This window comes from Isoptericola jiangsuensis, assembly GCF_048320105.1.
In the GTDB taxonomy this organism is placed as follows: Bacteria; Actinomycetota; Actinomycetes; order Actinomycetales; family Cellulomonadaceae; genus Isoptericola; species Isoptericola jiangsuensis_A.
Genome location: NZ_CP182942.1, coordinates 206,268 through 227,720, shown reverse-complemented (window position 1 = coordinate 227,720; position 21,453 = coordinate 206,268). Strand labels below are relative to the sequence as shown.

20 protein-coding genes are annotated in these 21,453 nt (G+C 73.7%); 11 read left to right on the top strand and 9 right to left on the bottom strand.

Annotated features, from left to right (window positions below):
• Window positions 1-67 precede the first annotated feature (67 nt).
• Together ACNHYB_RS01015 and ACNHYB_RS01010 are read left to right on the top strand one after the other, a co-directional pair.
• Window positions 68-286, top strand: coding sequence for a hypothetical protein (locus ACNHYB_RS01015; protein ID WP_418276526.1), 219 nt, complete (start codon window positions 68-70; stop codon window positions 284-286).
• Window positions 287-296: 10 nt separating this feature from the next.
• Entirely contained in the window at window positions 297-1,166 is an 870-nt protein-coding gene (locus ACNHYB_RS01010; RefSeq protein WP_418276525.1) for a DUF3097 domain-containing protein, read from the top strand.
• Between the two features lie 9 nt (window positions 1,167-1,175).
• On the opposite strand, the gene ACNHYB_RS01005 is transcribed toward ACNHYB_RS01010, so the two are convergent.
• Window positions 1,176-1,721, bottom strand: a complete 546-nt coding sequence (locus ACNHYB_RS01005; protein ID WP_418276524.1) for a DUF4282 domain-containing protein — start codon at window positions 1,719-1,721, stop codon at window positions 1,176-1,178.
• 132 nt (window positions 1,722-1,853) lie between these two features.
• Between ACNHYB_RS01005 and ACNHYB_RS01000 the strand changes: the two genes are divergently transcribed.
• Window positions 1,854-2,291, top strand: a complete 438-nt coding sequence (locus tag ACNHYB_RS01000) for a DUF4870 domain-containing protein (RefSeq protein WP_418276523.1) — start codon at window positions 1,854-1,856, stop codon at window positions 2,289-2,291.
• 27 nt (window positions 2,292-2,318) lie between these two features.
• Complete coding sequence (locus ACNHYB_RS00995; protein ID WP_418276522.1) at window positions 2,319-2,867, top strand: DUF4870 domain-containing protein; 549 nt, start codon at window positions 2,319-2,321, stop codon at window positions 2,865-2,867.
• Between the two features lie 19 nt (window positions 2,868-2,886).
• Here the strand turns inward: ACNHYB_RS00995 and hemW are convergent, their stop codons facing one another.
• Both hemW and lepA read right to left on the bottom strand, forming a co-directional pair.
• Window positions 2,887-4,182: a radical SAM family heme chaperone HemW gene (gene hemW / locus ACNHYB_RS00990; protein WP_418276521.1), complete on the bottom strand. Its 1,296-nt coding sequence runs from the start codon at window positions 4,180-4,182 to the stop codon at window positions 2,887-2,889.
• Between the two features lies 1 nt (window position 4,183).
• Window positions 4,184-6,121, bottom strand: a complete 1,938-nt coding sequence (gene lepA / locus ACNHYB_RS00985; RefSeq protein WP_418276520.1) for a translation elongation factor 4 — start codon at window positions 6,119-6,121, stop codon at window positions 4,184-4,186.
• A gap of 81 nt (window positions 6,122-6,202) precedes the next feature.
• Between lepA and ACNHYB_RS00980 the strand changes: the two genes are divergently transcribed.
• Together ACNHYB_RS00980 and ACNHYB_RS00975 are read left to right on the top strand one after the other, a co-directional pair.
• Window positions 6,203-7,066, top strand: coding sequence for a maleylpyruvate isomerase N-terminal domain-containing protein (locus ACNHYB_RS00980; protein WP_418276519.1), 864 nt, complete (start codon window positions 6,203-6,205; stop codon window positions 7,064-7,066).
• Window positions 7,067-7,139: 73 nt separating this feature from the next.
• Window positions 7,140-7,928: an enoyl-CoA hydratase/isomerase family protein gene (locus ACNHYB_RS00975; RefSeq protein WP_418276518.1), complete on the top strand. Its 789-nt coding sequence runs from the start codon at window positions 7,140-7,142 to the stop codon at window positions 7,926-7,928.
• Between the two features lies 1 nt (window position 7,929).
• On the opposite strand, the gene ACNHYB_RS00970 is transcribed toward ACNHYB_RS00975, so the two are convergent.
• The 3 genes from ACNHYB_RS00970 to ACNHYB_RS00960 are packed head-to-tail and all read right to left on the bottom strand — an operon-like array spanning window position 7,930 to window position 11,287.
• Entirely contained in the window at window positions 7,930-8,769 is an 840-nt protein-coding gene (locus tag ACNHYB_RS00970; protein WP_418276517.1) for a transglutaminase family protein, read from the bottom strand.
• A complete protein-coding gene (locus ACNHYB_RS00965; RefSeq protein ID WP_418276516.1) occupies window positions 8,766-9,701 on the bottom strand; it encodes an alpha-E domain-containing protein in 936 nt (311 codons plus the stop codon). The genes ACNHYB_RS00970 and ACNHYB_RS00965 overlap by 4 nt, the downstream gene beginning before the upstream one ends.
• A complete protein-coding gene (locus tag ACNHYB_RS00960; RefSeq protein WP_418276515.1) occupies window positions 9,695-11,287 on the bottom strand; it encodes a circularly permuted type 2 ATP-grasp protein in 1,593 nt (530 codons plus the stop codon). The genes ACNHYB_RS00965 and ACNHYB_RS00960 overlap by 7 nt, the downstream gene beginning before the upstream one ends.
• 69 nt (window positions 11,288-11,356) lie before the next feature.
• Between ACNHYB_RS00960 and ACNHYB_RS00955 the strand changes: the two genes are divergently transcribed.
• The gene (locus ACNHYB_RS00955; RefSeq protein WP_418277962.1) at window positions 11,357-11,932 is read left to right on the top strand and encodes a type II toxin-antitoxin system PemK/MazF family toxin; all 576 of its coding nucleotides are present in this window, start codon (window positions 11,357-11,359) and stop codon (window positions 11,930-11,932) included.
• 15 nt (window positions 11,933-11,947) lie between these two features.
• On the opposite strand, the gene ACNHYB_RS00950 is transcribed toward ACNHYB_RS00955, so the two are convergent.
• Entirely contained in the window at window positions 11,948-13,000 is a 1,053-nt protein-coding gene (locus ACNHYB_RS00950) for a TRM11 family SAM-dependent methyltransferase (protein WP_418276514.1), read from the bottom strand.
• 222 nt (window positions 13,001-13,222) lie between these two features.
• Between ACNHYB_RS00950 and rpsT the strand changes: the two genes are divergently transcribed.
• The gene (gene rpsT, locus ACNHYB_RS00945; RefSeq protein ID WP_418276513.1) at window positions 13,223-13,483 is read left to right on the top strand and encodes a 30S ribosomal protein S20; all 261 of its coding nucleotides are present in this window, start codon (window positions 13,223-13,225) and stop codon (window positions 13,481-13,483) included.
• Between the two features lie 72 nt (window positions 13,484-13,555).
• Here rpsT and holA read toward each other — a convergent pair whose 3' ends face one another.
• Window positions 13,556-14,572, bottom strand: a complete 1,017-nt coding sequence (gene holA / locus ACNHYB_RS00940; protein WP_418276512.1) for a DNA polymerase III subunit delta — start codon at window positions 14,570-14,572, stop codon at window positions 13,556-13,558.
• A gap of 91 nt (window positions 14,573-14,663) precedes the next feature.
• A complete protein-coding gene (locus ACNHYB_RS00935; RefSeq protein ID WP_418276511.1) occupies window positions 14,664-17,822 on the bottom strand; it encodes a glycoside hydrolase family 9 protein in 3,159 nt (1,052 codons plus the stop codon).
• Between the two features lie 146 nt (window positions 17,823-17,968).
• Here ACNHYB_RS00935 and ACNHYB_RS00930 point away from each other — a divergent pair, with 146 nt between their 5' ends.
• From ACNHYB_RS00930 to ACNHYB_RS00920, 3 genes are all read left to right on the top strand, one after another.
• Entirely contained in the window at window positions 17,969-19,108 is a 1,140-nt protein-coding gene (locus ACNHYB_RS00930; protein ID WP_418276510.1) for a glycosyltransferase family 4 protein, read from the top strand.
• Between the two features lie 73 nt (window positions 19,109-19,181).
• Complete coding sequence (locus tag ACNHYB_RS00925) at window positions 19,182-20,078, top strand: ATP-binding protein (protein WP_418276509.1); 897 nt, start codon at window positions 19,182-19,184, stop codon at window positions 20,076-20,078.
• Entirely contained in the window at window positions 20,045-21,388 is a 1,344-nt protein-coding gene (locus ACNHYB_RS00920) for a response regulator transcription factor (RefSeq protein WP_418276508.1), read from the top strand. Before ACNHYB_RS00925 ends, ACNHYB_RS00920 begins: the two co-directional genes overlap by 34 nt.
• Window positions 21,389-21,453: the final 65 nt, after the last annotated feature.

Here is a 21,453-nt window from a genome sequence, read left to right as displayed (position 1 = left end):
GGGTACCTCAGGGACCGAGGCTGAGGGTGTCGCGGGCCGCCCGGGCCCACCGCACCAGGAGGCCACCATGCACCCCGAGCTGTACCACCAGCTGTACCGGCAGCACGAGGCGGAGATCGTCCGCAGGGCCGAGCTGCGCCGGGTCGTGGCCGAGCGCGAGGAGCACAGCGCCGCCGCTCGGACCCGTCGTCCCGTCGCACGACGCCGCCTGAGCACCCTGCTGGCGCAGGCCGCCCGGCGCATCCGGCGCGTGTCGCTCACGGGTCGCACGGCGCCGGGTCCGTAGGCTCGCGGCCGTGCACGACCGCTACGGCTCCGACGTCCTGTCCAGCTCCTCCGGCGCGCCCGGCGGATCGGCCCACCACCGGCGCCGTCCGACGTCGCAGCCCCGGCCCGCCGAGCCGGGGCTCGTCGTGGAGGAGGTGCAGACCGGCTGGGTCGGCGCCGTCGTGCGCGTCGAGAAGTCCGGCGGCGTCCACCTGGTGGTGCTGGAGGACCGCCGGGGCCGGACCCGTTCGTTCCCGCTGGGGCCCGGGTTCTGGGTCGACGGGAAGCCGGTGGAGCTCACCGCACCCGTCTCCGTGCGCGCACCCGCCGCACCGACGCGCACCGCGTCCGGATCCGTGGCGGTGCACGGCGCCCGCGCGAGGGTGGCCCGCGGTTCACGGATCTGGGTGGAGGGCAAGCACGACGCCGAGCTCGTGGAGAAGGTCTGGGGCGACGACCTGCGGATCGAGGGCGTGGTGGTCGAGATGCTCGACGGCGTGGACAACCTCGCCGAGGCCCTGGCGGAGTTCGCCCCGACGGCGGACCGTCGCGTCGGGGTGCTCGTCGACCACCTGGTACCGGGGTCCAAGGAGCAGCGCCTGACCACCGAGGCGTTGCGGACGGTCCCGTCCGGCACGGTCCTCGTGCTCGGCCACCCCTACGTGGACGTGTGGCAGGCGGTCAAGGCCGCCCGGGTGGGCCTGACGAGCTGGCCGACGATCGAGCGCGGCACCGAGTGGAAGCGGGGCATCCTGCGCGAGCTGGGCTGGCCCGCCACCACCACGCAGGACGTCGGTCTCGCATGGCAGCGCATCCTGGGCACCGTGCGCGACTACCGAGACCTCGACCCGGCCCTGCTGGGCCGGGTCGAGGAGCTCATCGACTTCGTGACGGCCTGACGGCCGTCGTCAGGCGACGCCGTCGCGCCGGGCGTACAGGTTGACCTTCTCCGACACGGACACCACCGCCAGGTAGAACTCGAGGGTGATGCGTGCGATCGCCAGGTAGACGATCGCGATGATCCACCCGAACACGATGTAGCCGAGGCCGCCCCAGAACGCGTCGTTGAACAGGGCCACGATCGCCACGATCAGACCGATCACCCACCCCAGGATGATCAGCACCGACACGATCACGTAGATGATCTTGACGACCTTCGGGGTCACGTAGTGCGTGAACGAGTAGTCGAACAGCGCCCCGAAGAAGCCGGTGGCGTCGGTGCGTGCGACGTTCGCGGCCGAGGACGCCGCGTCGGCGAAGAACGGCTCACCGCCGGGCCGTGCCTGTCCCCCGGGCTGCTGGGCGGACTGCTGGTAGGGCGCCTGGTAGCCGCCACCCGGGTCGTGCGCGGGCGGTGGGGACGCGGGCTGACCCTGCTGACCGTACGGGTCCTGCGGCTGCCCGTACGGGTCGTCCTCGGGCCGACCGGGCTGGCTCGGCGGGTTCTCGCTCATCGTTCCTCCAGATGGTGCGGCGATGCCCTGACCTGCACCACTGTCGGCCCGCAGCACGTGACCTGCCACCGGAGGGGCGAAGAATGTCCCGGATGGTGGGAATCGACCTGCCGTGCTGGAAGGATGGGACGCATGACACAGGCACCCCACCCCGTGCCCCCCGGGGATCATCGGGACACCCGCCCCCTGTCGACGTCCGACGAACGGCTCTGGGCGATCCTGGCGCACCTGGGCCCTCTGGTCGTCGCCGCGGTCACCGTGGGGACCCTGGGGTTCCTGGCGCCGCTGGTCATCTGGCTCGTGCTGCGCGACCGCAGCGCACTCGTGGCGGACCAGGCCAAGGAGGCGCTCAACTTCCAGATCACCGTGGCCGTCGTCAGCGTGGCACTCTGGGCCCTCGGCCTGTTCTTCGGCTGGATCCCCTTCCTGGGTGGCCTCGTCACCGGACTGGTGACGGCCGTCGGCATCCTGGTCTGGATCGTCACCGTGGTGCTGGCCGTCATCGCCGCGGTGACCGTCGGACGCAACGACCTGTACCGGTACCCGTTCACGCTGCGCCTGGTGAAGTGACACCGGCGTCGACCTCAAGGAGCACGCATGACCTCGACACCTGACCCGAACCAGTCCTCGCAGGACCCGCAGGACCCGACGACGCCCGGGCCGCAGCCGGAGCAGCCGTACGCCCAGCAGCCCGGCCAGCCGTACGCCCAGCAGCCCGGCCAGCCCTACGCCCAGCAGCCCGGCCAGCCCTACGCCCAGCAGCCCGGCCAGCCCTACGGCCAGCAGCCGCCGGACCAGCCGTACGGCTACGGCCCGCCCCCGGTGACTCCCTCGGAGGAGCGGACCTGGGCGATCTTCGCCCACCTGGGCGGGGTGTTCCTCAGCTTTCTGGTGCCGCTCATCATCTGGCTCGTGTACCGCGAGCGCAGCCGGTACCTCGACGACCAGGGCAAGGAGGCGCTGAACTTCCAGATCACGCTGCTGATCGGCTACCTGGCCAGCTTCGTGCTGATGTTCGTGTTCATCGGCTTCATCACCGTGTGGGTCGTGTGGGTGTGCTCGGTGGTGTTCGGCATCCTCGCGGCGATCGCCTGCTCCCGCCAGGAGTGGTACCGCTACCCGCTGAACATCCGCTTCATCCGCTGATCCGGCGGGTGCGGCAGGGTCAGGTCAGCTCGCGCACGACGGCGTCCGCGAGGAGGCGTCCACGGCGCGTCAGGACCGCCCTGCCGCGCACCGCGGCGACACCGTCGAGCAGCTCCCGGGCGACCAGACCGGCGACGGCCCGGCGCCCGGGGGCGTCCAGCACGGCGAGGTCGAGGCCTTCGGCGAGCCGGACACCGAGCATCACGCGCTCCAGGTGCGCCTCGGCGGCCGTGAGCAGCTCGCGACCGGCGCCGGGAGATGTGCCTGCCTCGAGCATCGCCGCGTAGCGACGAGGGTGCTTGACGTTCCACCAGCGCACGCCCGCGACCCGCGCCTGCGCGCCGTCGTCGTCCGAGGGTGACGTCCCGTCCCACGGCGCGCCCACGTAGGAGTGCGCGCCCGGCCCGACACCCCACCAGTCGTGCCCGCGCCAGTAGGCGAGGTTGTGTCGGCAGGCGTGCTCGGTCCCACGGGCCCAGTTGCTCACCTCGTACCAGCCGAGGCCGGCGGCGGTGAGCAGGTCGTCGGCGAGCTCGTACTTGGCGGCCTGGTCGTCCTCGTCGGGCAGGGTGACCTCGCCCCGGCGCACCTGGGCGGCCATCTTCGTGCCCTGCTCCACGACGAGCGCGTACGCCGAGACGTGGTCGACGCCGGTGTCCAGGGCGCTGGTCACCGTGGTGCGCCAGTCCTCCAGCGACTCCCCCGGCGTGCCGTAGATGAGGTCCAGCGAGACGTCCAGGCCGGCGTCACGGGCCCAGCGCACGACGTCGGGGACACGGGCCGGGTCGTGCGTCCGCTCCAGCGTGGCCAGGACGTGCGGCACGGCGGACTGCATGCCGAAGGACACCCGGGTGAAGCCGGCGTCGGCCAGCACCCCCAGGGACTCCGGTGTCACGGAGTCAGGGTTGGCCTCCGTGGTGACCTCGGCGTCCGGCGCGAGCCCCCAGGCGTCGCGGACGCCGTCGAGGATCCGGGCCAGGTCCGCCGCCGGGAGCATGGTCGGTGTCCCCCCGCCGAAGAACACGGTGGACACCGGCCGTGCGCCGAGCCCGGCGTCGGCGAGCACCCGGGCCGCCAGGTCCACCTCGCGCAGGGCGGTCGTGGCGTAGGCGGCCTGGGAGGCCCCGCCGCCCAGCTCCGAGGCGGTGTAGGTGTTGAAGTCGCAGTATCCGCAGCGCACCGTGCAGAACGGCACGTGCACGTAGACGCCGAACGGCGAGCGGGCACCGTGCGCGGCGTCCGAGGGCTCCCGCACGACGTCGGGCGGGAGCGCGCCGTCGGCGGGGACGGGCGCTCCGTCGGGCAGGGCAGGCACGCTACTTCTTCTTGTCCTTGCCGCCGTCCTTGCCGCCCGCGCTCTCGGAGGAGAGCGCGGCGATGAAGGCGTCCTTGGGGACCTCGACGGAACCGATGTTCTTCATGCGCTTCTTGCCCTCCTTCTGCTTCTCGAGCAGCTTGCGCTTCCGGCTGATGTCACCGCCGTAGCACTTGGCGAGCACGTCCTTGCGGATCGCGCGCACCGTCTCGCGGGCGATGACGCGCGCACCGACGGCGGCCTGGATCGGCACCTCGAACTGCTGGCGCGGGATGATCTCCTTGAGCTTGGCCGTCATCCGCACGCCGTACTCGTAGGCGGCGTCCCGGTGCACGATCGCGCTGAACGCGTCGACCTGGTCGCCCTGCAGCAGGATGTCGACCTTCACCAGGTTCGCGGACTGGTCGCCCTCGGGCTCGTAGTCCAGGGAGGCGTAGCCGCGCGTGCGCGACTTGAGGTGGTCGAAGAAGTCGAAGACGATCTCCGCCATCGGGATCGTGTAGCGCAGCTCGACCCGGTCCTCGGACAGGTAGTCCATGCCGTGCATCGTGCCGCGTCGGTCGGTGCACAGGCCCATCACCGTGCCGACGAACTCGCTCGGCGTGAGGATCGTGGCCTTGACGACCGGCTCGCGGACCTCCTTGATCTTGCCGACCGGGAACTCCGAGGGGTTGGTCACCTTGACGTCGGTGCCGTCCTCCATCGTCACGTCGTAGACGACGTTCGGGGCGGTCGAGATCAGGTCGAGGTCGAACTCGCGCTCCAGGCGCTCGCGCACGATCTCCAGGTGCAGCAGGCCGAGGAACCCGACACGGAACCCGAACCCGAGGGCGACCGACGTCTCCGGCTCGTAGTTGAGGGCGGCGTCGTTCAGCTTGAGCTTGTCCAGCGCGTCGCGCAGCACCGGGTAGTCGGAGCCGTCGATCGGGTACAGGCCCGAGAACACCATCGGCTTGGGGTCGTCGTACCCGCCGAGCGCCTCGGACGCCGGGGCGGCCGCGCTCGTGACGGTGTCGCCGACCTTCGACTGGCGCACGTCCTTCACACCCGTGATGAGGTAGCCGACCTCACCGACGCCGAGACCCTTGGTCTTGATCGGCTCCGGCGAGATCACACCGATCTCCAGGAGCTCGTGGGTGGCCCGCGTCGACATCATCTGGATGCGCTCGCGCGGGTTCAGGTCGCCGTCGACGGCGCGCACGTAGGTGACCACGCCGCGGTACGTGTCGTAGACCGAGTCGAAGATCATGGCCCGCGCCGGCGCGTCCGGGTCGCCCACGGGCGCCGGGACCCGCGCCACGATCCGGTCGAGCAGCGGCTCGACACCCTCGCCCGTCTTGCCCGACACCCGCAGCACGTCCGCCGGGTCGCCGCCGACGAGGTTCGCCAGCTCCTCGGCGTACTTCTCGGGCTGGGCGGCCGGCAGGTCGATCTTGTTCAGCACCGGCACGATCTCGAGGTCGTTCTCCATCGCCAGGTACAGGTTCGCCAGCGTCTGGGCCTCGATGCCCTGCGCGGCGTCGACGAGCAGCACCGCTCCCTCGCAGGCCGCCAGGGAGCGCGAGACCTCGTAGGTGAAGTCGACGTGACCGGGGGTGTCGATCATGTTCAGCGCGTACGGGGTGAGCTCGCCGGAACCGTCCTCGAGCGCCCACGGCATGCGCACGGCCTGGGACTTGATCGTGATGCCCCGCTCGCGCTCGATGTCCATCCGGTCGAGGTACTGGGCGCGGGCGTCGCGCGCCTGCACCACGCCCGTGAGCTGGAGCATCCGGTCCGCCAGCGTCGACTTGCCGTGGTCGATGTGCGCGATGATGCAGAAGTTGCGGATCAGCTCGGGCGCCGTGGAGTTCGGCTGGATGCGCGCGCTCAGCGCGGGTCCGGGGATGGGCAACGCGTCTCGCTCCGTCGTGGTGGGCTTGTCGTCTGGCCCGGTCATTCTCCCACGACACGAGGTCCGGCTCGGCAGCCCGGTGGACGCCGGGAGCCGCCCGCCGTCGGACTGGGTACCTTGTGGCGGGTGAGCACCTCAGTGACGGTCGACCCCGGGTCAGGTCTGCGCACCGACGGCGGCGACGACCTGGACCACCTCGTCCTCCTGGCCGCGCTGCAGGACCGGTTCGCCGCCGGGGTCGCGGCCGCCGACCCCGGCGCCGACGTCCCCGCGTGCGCCCCGTGGACGGTGCGCGACCTCGTGCTGCACGTCGCGCAGATCCACCGGTGGTCCGCGGGACAGGCCGACCCCGCGCGGGGCGGGAGCACATCGGAGGCGGTCCCCGACGACGCGACGGCGGTCGCGCTCGCGGCGTCGTACCGCGACGCCGCCGCCGACCTGCACGCGACGCTGGTGCGGATCGACCCCGGCGCCTCCTGCCGGACCCTCCTGGGGCAGGGACCGGCGTCGTTCTGGCGCCGTCGGCAGGTGCACGAGACGCTCGTGCACCTGCACGACCTGCGGACCGCGATCGCCCCGCTCGACCGTGCCGACGGATCTGAGGGCGCTGAGAGCGCTGAGAGCGCTGAGGGCGCTGAGAGGACCGACGGCGCCGACGTCCTCCTCCTCGACGACGTCCGCGCCGAGATCTGGGCGGACGGCGTCGACGAGGTCGTCACGATGTTCCAGCCCCGCCAGGTGCGGCTCGGCCGCAGCGCACCGCTCGCCCGCACGGTGCGTCTGCACGCGCACGACCTCGACCGCTCGTGGACGCTCGGGGCGCACGAGGACGACCGCCCGTCGCAGGACCCCGCCGCCACGGTGCGTGCCACCGCCCGCACCCTCGACCTGCTGCTGTGGCGCCGGACCACCCTGGCCGACACCGACGTCGAGGTGTCCGGGGACGGCGCGACCCTGCACGCCGTGCTCGCCGCGCCGATCGTGCCCTGAGACGGCGTCCGTGTGGACACCTCGCGCAGGCGACGGGTTCACTGGACGGACGTCGAACCGAGGGAGCCGCGTCGTGAGCGCACCGTGCCAGATCGTCCGTGACGGAGCCGTCGCCACGGTCCTGCTCGACCGGCCCACGCACCGCAACGCGCTCGACCTCGCGCTCAAGGAGGCGCTGCTGGACGCTCTCGACCAGGTCTCCCGCGACCCCGACGTCCGCGCCGTCGTCCTGGCGGGCAACGGTCCTGCGTTCTGCGTCGGCCAGGACCTGCGCGAGCACGCCGAAGGTCTGGGGACGGGCGCCTGGGCGCGCGAGCGCACCGTGGAGCGGCACTACAACCCGATCGTGCGCACGCTGGCGACGATGCCGCAGCCGGTCGTCGCCGCGGTGCACGGCGCCTGCGTGGGTGCCGGGCTGGGGATCGCCCTGGCGTGCGACCTGCGCGTGCTGGCCGACGACGCCGTGCTCGGCACCGCCTTCGCAGGTGTCGGGCTGACGTTCGACTCGGGGCTGTCGGCGACGCTGACCTGGGCGGTCGGGGCCGCGCGGGCACGCGAGCTCGTCCTGCTGGGTGGGACCTTCGACGCCGCGAGCGCGGTGGCCTGGGGCATCGCCGGGCGCGTGGTGCCGGCGGGCGAGGTGCGCGTGGTCGCGCACGACCTGGCGTCGCGGCTCGCGCAGGGCCCCCCGTTGGCGCACGCGGCGTCCAAGCGGCTCGTGGCGGCGGCGTCCACCCGCTCCTGGGAGGAGAGCCTGGCCGCCGAGGCCGCCGAGCAGGACGCCCTGGGCCGCACGGACGACCACCGGGAGGCCGTCGCGGCCTTCCTGGAGCACCGCTCCCCGCGGTTCACGGGGCGGTAGGTCAGGCGAGACGGGTCATCTCGACGGTGACCTCCAGGTCGCTCGCGCCCCCGCCGGCGAACACCCCCTTGAGGGGCGGCACGTCGCCGTACTGGCGGCCCCGCCCGACGACGACGTGGTCGGCCCCGGCGAAGCGTCGGTTGGTCGGGTCGTAGGCGACCCACCGGCCCGCCCACCACTCCAGCCAGGCGTGCGACTCCCCGACGACGGGGACGCCGACCGCGGCGTCGGCGCGCGGGTGCAGGTAACCGGACACGTAGCGGGCCGGGATCCCCACCGACCGCAGGGCACCGATCGCGAGGTGCGCCATGTCCTGGCAGACGCCCTCCCGCGCGGCCCAGGCGTCGACGGCCGGGGTGTGCACCGTCGTCACGCCGGGCACGTACTCCAGGCGGTCGCGCACGGCCAGGCAGATCGCCTCGGCCGCCTCGGCCGGCGGCCTGCCCGCCGCGACCTCGAGGGCGAGCGCGGCGACCTCGTCGGGCACCGCCGTCGTGGGCGTCGCGGCGAGGAACTGGACGTGGGCGTCGAGGACCGCGCGCCCGCCCAGCTCCTCCCACTCGACCTGGGGACGGTCCTCGACGACGTCGGCCACCTCGACGGTGGCCTCGGCCACGATCTCGAGGTCCTCGTGGGGCTGCAGGACCTCGAAGATCGTCACCGCCGTACCCCAGTAGTCCTCGTACGCGTCGGTCCAGGTGTGCGGGGAGATCGTCATCCGCGACGACCGCAGCGTCTGGAAGTCGTCGTCGACGGGGCGCATCCGCGCCTCGTTGTACGACGCCGTCACCGAGGCCGGGTAGGAGAATGCGGTCCGGTGGACCACGCGGACCAGGCTCACAACGCCTCCCCCACCCAGGCCGCCGCCGTGGTCGGCGACGGGAAGTACCGGTCACGGATCGCCTCGCTCGCCCGGGCGCACGCGTGCTGGACCTGCTCCATGACGGCCGGCAGGTCGTCGAGGGTCTCGTCGCGGCGCCTGTACTCCAGCCGCGAGCGCACCACCCCGAGCTCGCGCACGGCCTCGTCGCTGACCTCGCGCCGGTGCTCGACGGGTTCGAGGGCGCGCAGCGCCACCTCCGCGGACCGCAGGGCGTAGACGATCGAGCGGGGGAAGAGCCGGTCGAGCACGAGGAACGCGGCGGCGTCGTCGTCCGTGGTGCGACCGCGGTGCGCCCGCAGGTAGGCCTCGTGCGCCCCGCAGGAGCGCAGGACGCTGGTCCAGCCGGGTCCCGCGGCGCCGAGGCGCGCCTGGGTGGTCAGGAGCCGGGCGGTCATGTCGGCACGCTCGATGGACTGCCCGAGGACCATGAAGTGCCAGGTGGCGTCGTGCGGCGTCGCGGACTCCATGAGCCCGGACACGACGGCGGCCCGTTCGCGCACCCAGGCGAAGAACTCGTGGGGACGCCGGTTGAGGCCGACCGTGACCACGCGGTGGCGGGTCGTGTTGAGAGCCTCCCACACGTCGGTCGAGACGATCTCGCGGGCCCGCCGGGCGTTCTCCCGCGCGGCGACGAGCGCGCCGGCGATGGCGGAGGGGTTGGTGCGGTCGTGGGCGAGCAGGCGCAGCACGGTCTCACGTCCGACCGGCCCGTCCTCGGGCGCGGCGGGGTGGTCCATGATCGCCAGCAGGGAGCGGCAGGCGGCGGGTTCCTCGGCCCAGGGTTCCTCCGAGAGGAGCTGCAGGTGGACGTCGAGGATCCGCGCGGTGTCGTCGGCACGTTCGACGTAGCGGCCGATCCAGAACAGGGACTCGGCGATCCGGCTCAGCACTCGTCCACCACCTCCTGCTGCTGTTGCTGCTGTTGCTGCTGCTGCTGACCGACGTCGTCGGCCGGGTTGGACTCGATGGGCACGCCCGGCGGCTCGCCCTCGGCGACCACCCGGTGCTCCGGCCCGCGGGCCGGGTGGGCCGACGACGGCGCGCGACGGTCCTTGAGCACCCAGGTGTCCTTCGACCCGCCGCCCTGGGAGCTGTTCACCACGAGCTGGCCCTCCCCCAGCGCCACCCGGGTCAGCCCCCCGGGCAGCACCCAGACGTCGGAGCCGTCGTTGACGGCGAAGGGCCGCAGGTCGACGTGCCGGGAGCGGAACGCGCCGTCGACGTAGGTGGGCGACGTGGAGAGCTGCACGACGGGCTGGGCGACCCAGCCTCTCGGGTCCGACACCAGCCGGGCCCGCAGGCGCGCGAGCTCGGCGGGCGAGGCGTCCGGTCCGACGACGATGCCCTTGCCGCCCGAGCCGTCCACCGGCTTGACGACCAGCTCGTCGAGACGGTCGAGCACCTCCGCGAGCGCCCCCGGCTCCTCCAGCCGCCACGTGTCGACGTTGCGCAGCACCGGCTCCTCGCCCAGGTAGTAGCGCACGAGGTCCGGCACGTAGGTGTAGACGAGCTTGTCGTCCGCGACGCCGTTGCCGATGGCGTTGGCCAGCGTCACGGTGCCCCGGCGGGCGCAGTCCACCAGGCCGGGCACGCCGAGCACGGAGTCCGGCCGGAACCGCACCGGGTCCAGGAACACGTCGTCCACGCGCCGGTAGATCACGTCGACCCGCCGGGGTCCGCTGGTGGTGCGCATGTACACCCGCCCGGACGCGCAGTACAGGTCGCGTCCCTCCACGAGCTCGACGCCCATGAGCCGGGCCAGGAGCGCGTGCTCGTAGTAGGCGGAGTTGTAGACCCCGGGGGTCAGGACGACGACGGTCGGCTCGGGGGTCGAGTCCGGCGCGGCCGCGGCCAGGGCGGAGACCAGCCGGCGGGGGTAGTCGATGACGCTGCGCACGTGCAGCTCGGAGAACAGCTCGGGGAACGTGCGGACCATGGCCTGACGGTTCGCCAGCACGTAGCTGACCCCGGACGGCACGCGCACGTTGTCCTCGAGCACGCGGAACTCGCCCGCCTCGTCGCGCACCAGGTCGATGCCCGCGACGTGGCAGCGCACCCCGTTGGGCGGCTCGATGCCGTGGGCCTCGCGCTGGAACTCCGTGCTGGACAGCACCAGGCGCCGCGGCACGACGCCGTCGCGCACCGCCTGCTGGGGGCCGTAGACGTCCGCGAGGAACGCCTCCAGGGCGCGCACCCGCTGGCGCACGCCGCGCGAGATGAGGTCCCACTCGTCCGGGGAGATCACCCGCGGCGCGACGTCCAGCGGGAACGGCCGCTCCTCGCCCGCCACGTCGAACGTGATGCCCTGGGCGAGGTAGGAGCGGGCGAGCGCGTCGGCGCGGGCCGTGACCTCGTGGGTGGTCAGCGACGCGAGGGTGTCGTGCACGCGCCGGTACCGCGGCCGGACGTCGCGGCCCCGGTCGAACAGCTCGTCGAAGGCCCGACCGAGCGTGTAGTCGTCGAACATGTCCGCCATGACCGCACGGTAGACGCCCCAGGACGCCGGCGCGTTCCGGCCGTGTTTCCCGCTGATGTCGTGGCTAGGCTGGCGCCCGTGCCCCGATGGACGAACCTGCTGCGACGTACCGCCCGCGTGATCGGCTCCGCCCTGCGGCCCTCGACCCGTACGCGGCCCACCCCGGGGCCGACCCGGGCGGCCCCGCGCCCGACGCGCCGCGGGCCCGCTGCGGCGACCACCACGCCGGGCGCGGCCGGGCAGTACCCGGGCGACTTCGCCGGCGTCGTCGCCGCGGTGTACGCGCCACGGCCCGACGGCGCCCCGGACCCGGGTGAGGTCGTGTGGACCTGGGTGCCCTACGAGGAGGACCACTCGCGCGGCAAGGACCGACCGGTGCTGCTCGTCGGACGGGACGGTCCCTGGCTGCTCGCCCTGCAGCTCACCAGCAAGGACCACGACCGGGACGCCGCCCAGGAGGCCCGCTGGGGCCGGTTGTGGATGGACATCGGCTCCGGCCCCTGGGACCGTCAGGGCCGCCCGAGCGAGGTCCGCGTCAACCGGGTGGTGCGGGTCGATCCGCGGTCGGTGCGACGCGAGGGAGCCGTCCTGCCCCGCCGGACGTTCGACGGCGTCGTCGCCGCCATGCGTCGCAGCGGGCACTGACGCGCGCAGCCCTCGTCAGGCGCGCGGGCGCGGTGCCCTGCGGGCGACGAGCACGTCGCGGTCGATCGACTGGTCCACGCGGTGGCGCAGGCGCGTCCAGGCGCCGTCGTCGAGCACCTCCAGACCGTGGTCGGCGAGCACGCCGGCGGCCTCCTCGCGCGCCGCGACGTGCGTGTTCCACGAGAGCCCGATCGTTCCGCCGGGGCGCAGCATCGCCGTCCACGCGGGCACGGCGGTGCGCAGCAGGTCGAGCGGACCGCGCTGCAGGTCGCCGCCGGCGCTGCGGCTGCCGTGCTGCACGCCGTAGGGCAGGTCCCCGACGACGACGTCGAAGGACCCGCGGCGGAAGAACTCCCCGCAGCGACGGGTGTCGGCCGCCACGACGTCGAGCTCGCGCACGTCGCCCGCCTTGAACGCCTCCCGGGTCAGCCCGATCGTCGCCTCGAGCCGACGGGCGACCACCTTGCGGTCGCGCCGCACGGGGCCGAACGCGACGGTGTGCTTCAGCCGTTTGCGCGGCAGGTAGGTCCGCACGAACGTCGCGTAGGCCTCCACGTCGGCGGTGTCGACGTCGATGCCGGCGGCGTGGTAGCCGTACAGCAGCGCCTGGTTGAGGGTCGAGCCACGGCCGCAGACGGGGTCCAGGACCCGCAGCGGACGATCGAGCATCTGCCCGGCGGCACCGGACGCCGCGACCGTCACGTTGAGCAGCAGCCGCGTGAACTGCTCGTTCGTCTTGCCCGCGTACTTCTGGATGGTGACGAGGTCGTCGTCGAGACGGTCCAGACGGGGCGCGGGGACGGGGTGCAGGGCACCGGCCTCGAACCGGAACAGCGCGTACAGCGCCGAGGCGTTCGCCAGGTACGCCACCGTGCGGTCGTCGAGGTCGTCCACCGTGAAGGTGACGTACGCGACGTCCGCGATCCGCTCGACCCTCGGGTCCACGATCTCGGCGCCGGCCGCGGAGGCGAGGATCTCCAGCTCGGCGGCCAGCAGGTCGGTCGAGGCGGCGGCGTACACCCGGTTGGCCGACGGCAGCAGGAGGGCGGCATAGCGTGCTGTGGTCACCGGTCGATGCTACGACCGGCGCGGTCGGGCTCACTGCGGCGCGGACGGGCGCGCTGGTCACCGGCCACGAGGACTGGTAGTCTGGTCAGTCGCGTGTCCGCCCAGGTCGGCGGGCACAGCCACAGTTCCTCTCCACGGGTTCCCCACCCCAGTCCCGGAGCTGCGGCCGCCCTCTACGACCTATCCGCTCGCCGACAGGCGAACACACCAGGAAGTACACCAGTGGCAAACATCAAGTCCCAGATCAAGCGCATCAAGACGAACGAGAAGGCGCGCCTGCGCAACCGTGCCGTCAAGTCCGAGCTGAAGACGCACGTCCGCAAGGTGCGTGACGCCGTCGCCGGTGGCGACAAGGACGCGGCGACGTCGGCCCTCAAGGCTGCCTCGCGCAAGCTCGACAAGGCGGTCTCGAAGGGCGTCATCCACGCCAACCAGGCTGCGAACCGCAAGTCGGCCCTCGCGAAGTCCGTCGACGCGCTCTGAGCCTTCCGGCCGGGCCCCGAGCCCAGCCGACCGAGAGCCCCTGACCCGCACGGGTCGGGGGCTCTCGGCCTTTCAGCCCCGCTGGGCCCGCGCGATCGCCAGCACGGCCCGCTCGACGGCGAACACGGGGTCGCGGCCGCCGCCCTTGACGTCGGTGTCCGCCTGGGCGACGGCACTGATCGCGACGGCGAGGCCCTCCGGCGTCCAGCGCGCCAGGTCCTTGTTCGCGTTGCGCACCTGCCACTCCTGCAGGCCCTGCTCGCGCGCCGTCGTCGAACCGCCACGGATCGCCGCGACCTTCGCCAGGGTGCGCAGCCGCAGCGCGAGCGCCGCGACCACCGGTACCGGGTCGGCGCCCGTGGCCAGCGCGTGCCGCAGCAGGGCCACCGCGCCACCGGCGTCGCCCGCCACCGCCGCGTCCGCCACCTTGAAGCCCGTCGCCTCGACGCGCCCGCCGTAGTAGCGGTCCACGGTCGCCTCACCGATCGTGCCGCTCGTGTCGGCCACGAGCTGGGAGCAGGCCGCGGCGAGCTCGCGCAGGTCGTTGCCGAGCGCGTCCACGAGCGAGCGCACCGCGGCGGCGTCCGCACGACGACGGGCCGCGCGGAACTCGCCCGTCACGAAGGCGACCTTGTCGGCGTCCTTGCTGATCGCCTCGCAGCGCAGCTCGGGCGCGCCCGACGCCGTGATCGCGTCCAGCATCTTCTTGCCCCGGTTGCCCCCGGCGTGCACCACCACGACCACCGTCTCCGGATCGGGCGCACCCACGTAGGCGACGACGTCCGCCACCAGCTCCTCGGTGCAGGCCTCCGCCCCTCGCACCACCACGACCTTCGGCTCGCCGAACAGCGACGGGCTGGCCGCGACCGTGAGCTGGCCGGCGCCGTACGCCGCGCCCTCCAGCTCCACCTTGTCGACCTCGGGCTCCCGCTGCCGGGCCAGCGCCAGCACCCCGTCGACGGCCCGCTCGGCCAGCAGACCCTCGGGGCCGCGCACCAGCACGACCGGCGCGAGCACCGGGTCGTCCCAGGGCCGGGAGTTCTTCGACGGCGCGGACGAGGGGCGGCGCGAGCGCGAGGACGTGGGCACGGGTCCAGCCTGCCAGAGCGGACCGACACGATCGTCCGCTCCGGCAGGCTGACGGGCCTCGCAGGCCTTCAGGCCTGCTGCCCCGCCCGACCTACGCCGTGGCGCACCACATCCCGTCGAGGGTGAACGCCGTCGGCTCGCCGCCCGGTGCTCCCCCACCCACGAAACCGACGGTGACCGTCGAGGCCCGGCGGCCTGCCGGGTCCCCGAGCGACCCGTTCCACGGGGCGCTGGACCAGGTGACCGACGGGCCGTCCTGCACCACGTCCCCACCCCAGGCGTTCACGACCCGGGCACCGCCCGGCAGCTCGAAGCCCAGCTCCCAGCCGTCGCGGGCACCGGGTCCGAGGTTCGTCACCCAGAGCTGGCTGACGAACCCGCCCGGCCACGCACCGTGCTCGGTGTACGACACCTCGCAGGTGGGGGTCGGCGGGGTCCAGTCGTCCGGGGACGCCGAGCCCATGTCGGCCGCCCAGGAGGCGAACCACGCCAGGGCCGCGTTCCAGTTGATCGTCGTCTCGTTCGTCGACCACGAGTCGACGTCGTCGATGTAGCAGGCCTGCGGGGCACAGCCCTGCAGGTTCGCCTGGGCGACCGGGTCCTGCAGGCCGGAGTTGGGACCGCCCGCGATCTTGCCGTCCGGGAAGGGCGGCAGACGGTCGGCCGACGCGTACCAGCGGCTGTGCATGTTCGCCGAGAACGCCGTGCCGTACCCGGTGACGTAGGAGTTGTTGATGGCGTTGCGACCCAGGATGTAGTCGAACGTCTCCAGCGCCGCGTCCCGGTAGGCCTGCTGGCCCGACAGGTCGTACGCGGTCGCCAGGACGACGGCGTTGTTGACCACCTGCGCCGTCGACCCCCACTCGTACGCCTCGGGGCCGTAGGCGTGACCGAACGGCTGCGCCTGCTGCACGGCCAGGTAGTCGTCCGCCGCCGCCAGCACCGAGGCGACGACGTCGGCCCGTCCGTCGAGCGTGTTCGGCACGGTGGCGAGGTCGAGCCTCGCGGGCACCGCGGTGCGCCCCCAGTCGAACCCGGTCGGCGACCAGACGTCCTGCTGCTCGCCGCCCACGTGGTAAGGCGAGGACAGCACGGCGTCGGCGAACGCGTCCTCGCCCGTGGTCAGGAAGAGCTCGGTGGCGGCCCAGTAGAGCTCGTCACCGACCTCGGTGTCGTCGTACGGCCCACCACCCGGGTTCGGGTCCAGGTCGTTGGTGTTGGGCGCGTAGATCTGCGGGTGCTCGCCCGCCGCCGCCCAGGCGTCGCGAGCGGCGTCGAGCAGCTCGTCGGCGAAGGCCTCGTCGTACGGGGCGTACAGCCGCGCGCCCTGCGCCGCGGCGGCGGCGAGGTTGAGCGTGGCGGCCGTCGATGGCCGGTGCACGTACCGCGGCATCGGGTCCTCGTGCGGCAACGTGTTCAGCCCGGTCCAGGCGATGTCGTGGAGCTTGTGGTGCACCAGCCCGGAGGCGTCGACCTGCTCACCGTCGATCGTCATGGTCACGCCGTCGTCGACCTGCATCCGCAGCATCCACTCCAGGTTCCAGCGCACCTCGTCGAGCACGTCCGGCACGCCGTTGTCTCGCTCGGGGACCACGAGCGTCGAGTCGCCGAGCGCGCCGTCGTTCACCGTGCCGGCGTGCAGGCTGCGCTCGTAGGTCGACAGCAGCTCGTAGACCGCGATCCCGGAGTTGACCACGTACTTGCCGTGGTCGCCGGCGTCGTACCACCCACCGGTGACGTCGACCGTGTACCCCGGGGGGCAGGCCCAGCCGCCCGGACCGTAGTGGGCGTCGCCGCCGAGCTGCGGGTTGCCCTGGTGGTCGACCGCGCCGCTCGGGGGCAGGCACGGCACGGCCGCGTCGCCCTGGTTGACGGCGTCACCGCCGAACTCGGCCACGTGCCCGGCCGGGCGCACGTACTCCGTCTTGTCGAGCTCACCGTCGACCTCGACCGGCACGATCTCGAAACCCGAGCGCTGCGTGTAGTAGATGCCGAGCGCGTCGTCCCGCAGCGGCTCGTACAGGTCGGCCGCGATGGCGAACGGGTAGGACTCCTCGCCGTCGGCCACCAGCCGGTAGCCCTCACCGGTGGCGGTCACGCCCCCGAGGTCGATGGTGTGCACGTCCAGCCCTGCCGACGCGTCGAACCCGGCGGGCGTCGTGGTGCCCTCTGCGGCCACCGCACCCTCGGCGTCGAGGAGCTGCCACGGCAGCGACTGCGTCGCGTCGGTGACGAGCGTGGCGTGCTGGGGGCCGTCGGGCAGGTAGCCGAGCTGGTTGACCCGCACGCGCGGGCCCGTCTCGTGCTCGAACTGCTCGACGGCGCCGCCCGTGGTCAGCGCCACGGTGTCCAGGCAGAGCTCGAACGCCTCGTCGTTGCCGCCGAGCTGGAGCTGGATCTCGGTCTCCACGTCGGCGTCCACCTCGAAGGTCTGGCTGAACGACTGGCCGTCGGCGCGCAGGGTGAGGTCGGCGAAGTACAGCGGCGGCCAGTCGACCCCGGGCTGCGGAACCAGCAGCCGGGCCGACGCCTCGGGCGCGGCGCTCGCCGCCACGGTCACCGTGTAGGGGCGCCCGGCCTCGAGCGCGATGCCGCCCTGACCGAGGATGACGTCCCACTGGTTGCCGCCCGCCGGGACGGTGCCGCACATGCCCGCGTCCGTGCGCGCGAGCTCGAGGTTCGGCGTGGTCCACCAGGGGGCGAGGCCGTCGAACGTCGGGTTCTGGGCGACGTTCGCCACGGGGGTGACGTGGATGTCCGTCAGGCACAGGGTGCTCGCCGGGTCCGCCCCGGACAGCTCGAACTGCACGCGTTGCGCGTCGCCGGAGGCGGTGAAGCCCCACTCGAAGGCCTGCGGCTCGCCGTCCAGGGCGACGGTCTCGGCCACGTCGAAGCCGTCGGGACCGCTCGCCCCGTCGGCCTGCACCCGCGCCTGGACGCCTTCGGTGGCGGGGTCGGCGTGCGCGGTGAAGCCGAACAGGTAGTCGGCACCCGCCTCGAGGTCGAGGTCGACGAAGTTGCCGAACCGTTCGACGGCCGGCACGTCGAGGCAGAGCTCGCCGTCGGTGACGTCGTCGTCGGTGATCCCCCACCACTGGTTGTGCACGCCGGGTGCGAACGAGCCGTTCTGCACGAGGTTCGGCGTCTCGTCGGCCTGGGCCGCGAGGGGGACGGCCGCACCGGCGAGGGTGACGGCGAGGGCGGTGGTGATCGCCGCGAGCGGGCGGCGTCGTGCCAGTCTGGTTGTCACGCGAACTCCTCGTTGAGAGCGCTTCCACGGTCTGGTTCGCCTCCACGCTAGCGGTTCGCCCGGCAGGAGTCACCCGTTCGGCTCGAATTGATTCGAGCAACCATCTCGACGGACCGCCGCGTCGGCGGCCCCGGTAGCCTGGCCGGGTGCCCCGGACCCTCGTCGTCACCAACGACTTCCCCCCGCGCCAAGGGGGCATCGAGACCTTCGTCCACGCGATGACCTCGCGGTTCGACCCCGACGACGTCGTCGTGTACACCTCCTCCAGCCCCGGGCAGGACGAGTTCGACCGGTCCGTGCCCTACCCCGTGGTCCGCGCCCGCACCCGCATGCTGCTGCCCACCCCCGCCAGGACCCGGGAGGTCGTGCGCCTCGTGGACGAGCACCGGTGCGACGCCGTCTGGTTCGGTGCCGCGGCGCCGCTCGGGCTCATGGCCGCCGCCCTGCGGCGGCGCACCACGGCCACGCGCTACGTCGCCACGACCCACGGCCACGAGCTCTGGTGGGCCAAGGTGCCCGGCACCCGCGCAGCGCTGGGCCGCATCGGCCGGCACGTCGACCACCTCACCTACCTGTCCGACCGCACGGTGGACGTCCTGGCGCGCGCCGTCGGCCCCGGGGCCGCGGCCCGCGCGGTCCGCCTCTCCCCCGGCGTCGACCCGGGAACGTTCGCCGGGACGGACCCCGCCGGCGGCCGCGAGGTCCGCCGGCGGTACGGCATCGCCGCCGACGCCCCGGTCGTGCTGTGCGCAGCCCGCCTGGTGGCGCGCAAGGGCCAGGACACGCTCGTGCGGGCCCTGCCCGCCGTGCTGCGCGACGTCCCCGACGCACGGCTGCTCGTGGTGGGCGACGGGCCCGACGCCGACCGGCTGCGCCGGCTCGTCGTCGAGCAGGGGGTCGAGGACCAGGTCGTCCTGGCCGGCGGCCACCCGCACACCGCCATGCCCGCGTTCTACGCCGCCGCCGACGTCTTCGCGATGCCGTCGCGCAGCCGCCGGGGCGGGCTCGAGGTCGAAGGGCTCGGCATCGTCTACCTCGAGGCGCAGGCCGCCGGGCTGCCCACCGTCGTCGGCGACTCCGGCGGCGCGCCCGACGCCGTGCAGGACGGCGTCACCGGCTACGTGGTGGACGGCACCGACCCCGACGACGTCGCCGCCCGGCTCGTCGAGCTGCTCGCCGACCGTGCCCTGCGCGAACGCATGGGCGCGCGCGGGCCCGGCTGGGTGACCGCCGCCTGGACGTGGGACCAGCGCTACGAGACGCTCCGCCGGCTCCTGGACGGCTGAACCCGGGGCGACCGGCGTGCTCGAACCCTGCACTGACGAGGCAGGACGGCCCCGCGCGTGCTTGCATGACGGGATGCACGGTCCCGCCGGTGACCCCGGCCCCCTCCCGGTGCGTCGCCCACGCGTGCACGGCCGTGCGGACGAGATCGGGAACGTGGTCGACGCCGTGGACACCGCGGCCCGCGGTCTGGTCACCGTCACCGGCCCCGGTGGCGCGGGCAAGACCACCATCGCTCTGGAGGTCCTGCACCGCCTGGCCGTGCAGTTCGGACGACGCTGGTTCGTCGACCTCACCACGGCGGTGAACGGCGCAGACGTCCCGGCGCGCGTCTGCCACACCCTCGGCCTGCGGCCCGGCGAGGTGGACGCCGAGGAGGTCCTGGTCACCGAGCTGGTCCGCGCGCCCTCGCTCGTCGTCCTCGACGGCTGCGAGCACCTGCTCGACGAGGTCGCCGCCCTCGTCGGGGAGCTGACGGCGCGCTGCCCCGAGCTGACCGTGGTGGCGACGAGCCGCCGTCCGCTGGCCGTGCCCGGCGAGCTCACCGTCCCGCTGGGTCCGCTGCCCCTCGACGAGGACGACGGCCCCGGACCGGCCGTGCGGCTGCTGGTCGAGCGTGCGCGCGACGCCGGCGCCGTCGTGCGCACGGACGACGACGGCCACGCTGCCGCGCTGCGGACGATCTGCGCCCGGCTCGACGGGCTGCCGCTCGCGATCGTGCTCGCCGCGAGCCAGCTGCGCACCGTGAGCGCCCCCGACCTGGCGGACCGGCTCGCCGCCGACCTGACCCTGCCGGCCATGCGGGGCGGCACGCGCCACCAGCGCACCCTCACCGCGTCCCTCGACCGGAGCGTGCTGCTGCTCTCCCCCGGCGCCGCCGACCTGTACCGCCGGGCCGGGGCGCTCGTGGGAGCTTCGACACGGACACGTGCGCGGCCGTGTGCCTGCCCGGCACCGACCCCGACCTCGTGACCGCCCGGCTCACCGAGCTCGTCGAGCACTCGGTCCTCGAGGTGGTCACCTCGGCCACCCCGGTGCGCTACCGCATGCTCGCCGTCGTGCGCCGGCACGCGGTGACCACCGCCGGTGCCGGGACCGTGGAGGAGGTCGAGGCCGCGCTCCAGACGCACCTGACCGGGGTGTTCGCCGCGGCCGCCGACGCGAGCACGACGTTCACCCCCGGCGACGTCGCCGCCCTCGCCGCCGTCCACGACGACGCGGTCGCCGCCCTCGACCGCGCGCTTGCCGACGGCCGGGCGCACGGGGTGGTCGGGCTGCTGCTGGGGCTCGTGCGGTACTGGCGGGTGACCGGACGTCTCCGGTTCGCCGTCGACCGGCTCGCGGCGGCACGGTCCCAGGTGCAGGGCCCCCCGGCCGCCGTCCTGCTCGTGGTGCAGGGCGACCTGGAGCGCGTGCTCGGACGCCTCGACGACGCCCACCGGCACACCCGGGCCGGGCTCGACCTCATGGTCGCCGCCGGTCCGGCGCTGGCCCACGCCGTGCCGTACGCCGACGGTGTGCTCGGGATGATCCTGTCCGACCAGGGCCACCATCAGCAGGCCCGCGACGTCTACCACGGCATCGCCGCGACACACCCCCTGCCGACCGACTCCCCGCTGCGCGCCCTGTGGTGCTCCGGCCTCGGCAGCATCGAGACCCGCGCCCGGCACGACGACGTCGCCCGAGACCTCCTCGAGGAGGCCCGACAGCACTTCGCACGCCGCCCGGTGTGGCTTCAGGGGCGCGTCCTGGGCGACCTGGGCACGCTGGCCCGACGCCGCGGCGAGAACGCCGAGGCCCTCCGCCTGACGCTGGAGGGGCTCGAGAGGCTCGCCGAGTACGGCGCCCTCGCCGAGGCGGCACCGTTCGTCGACGAGGTCGCCGAGATCCTCGACGACTCCGGCCGACCGCAGGACGCGGCCACCTGCCGCACCGCCGCCGCGGACCTGCGCCGCCGGGTCGGGGCGGCCGTCGCGCCCGACCCTGCCGCCGAGGCGCCCGACGGGTACGAGATCGGCGACGTCGTCACGCTCGCCCGGTGCGAGCCACCGGCGCCCGAGCCTGCCGCGCGCCCCGGCTCCGTGCTCACTCCCCGCGAGCTGGAGGTGGCCGGGCTGGTCGCCGAAGGGCTCACCAACCCGCAGATCGCCGCCCGGCTCGTCATCTCCCCGGGGACCGCCCGAACCCACGTGGAGCGGATCCGGACCAAGCTCGGTGTGCCGTCGCGCGTGCACGTCGCCCGCTGGGTCCTCCAGAAGTACGTCGATCGACGGATTCCCTGACCTGCGCCGACGTCCCAGAATGGGAATATCCTCGGGCCGGTCGAGACGGCGCGGGGCGAGGGTCG

Coding starts and splice junctions, on each gene's coding strand:
- ACNHYB_RS01015 (WP_418276526.1), top strand. CDS start 68: ATGCACCCCGAGCTGTACCACCAGCTGTACCGGCAGCACGAGGCGGAG.
- ACNHYB_RS01005 (WP_418276524.1), bottom strand. CDS start 1,721: ATGAGCGAGAACCCGCCGAGCCAGCCCGGTCGGCCCGAGGACGACCCG.
- ACNHYB_RS01000 (WP_418276523.1), top strand. CDS start 1,854: ATGACACAGGCACCCCACCCCGTGCCCCCCGGGGATCATCGGGACACC.
- ACNHYB_RS00995 (WP_418276522.1), top strand. CDS start 2,319: ATGACCTCGACACCTGACCCGAACCAGTCCTCGCAGGACCCGCAGGAC.
- lepA (WP_418276520.1), bottom strand. CDS start 6,121: ATGACCGGGCCAGACGACAAGCCCACCACGACGGAGCGAGACGCGTTG.
- ACNHYB_RS00960 (WP_418276515.1), bottom strand. CDS start 11,287: ATGGCGGACATGTTCGACGACTACACGCTCGGTCGGGCCTTCGACGAG.
- ACNHYB_RS00925 (WP_418276509.1), top strand. CDS start 19,182: ATGCACGGTCCCGCCGGTGACCCCGGCCCCCTCCCGGTGCGTCGCCCA.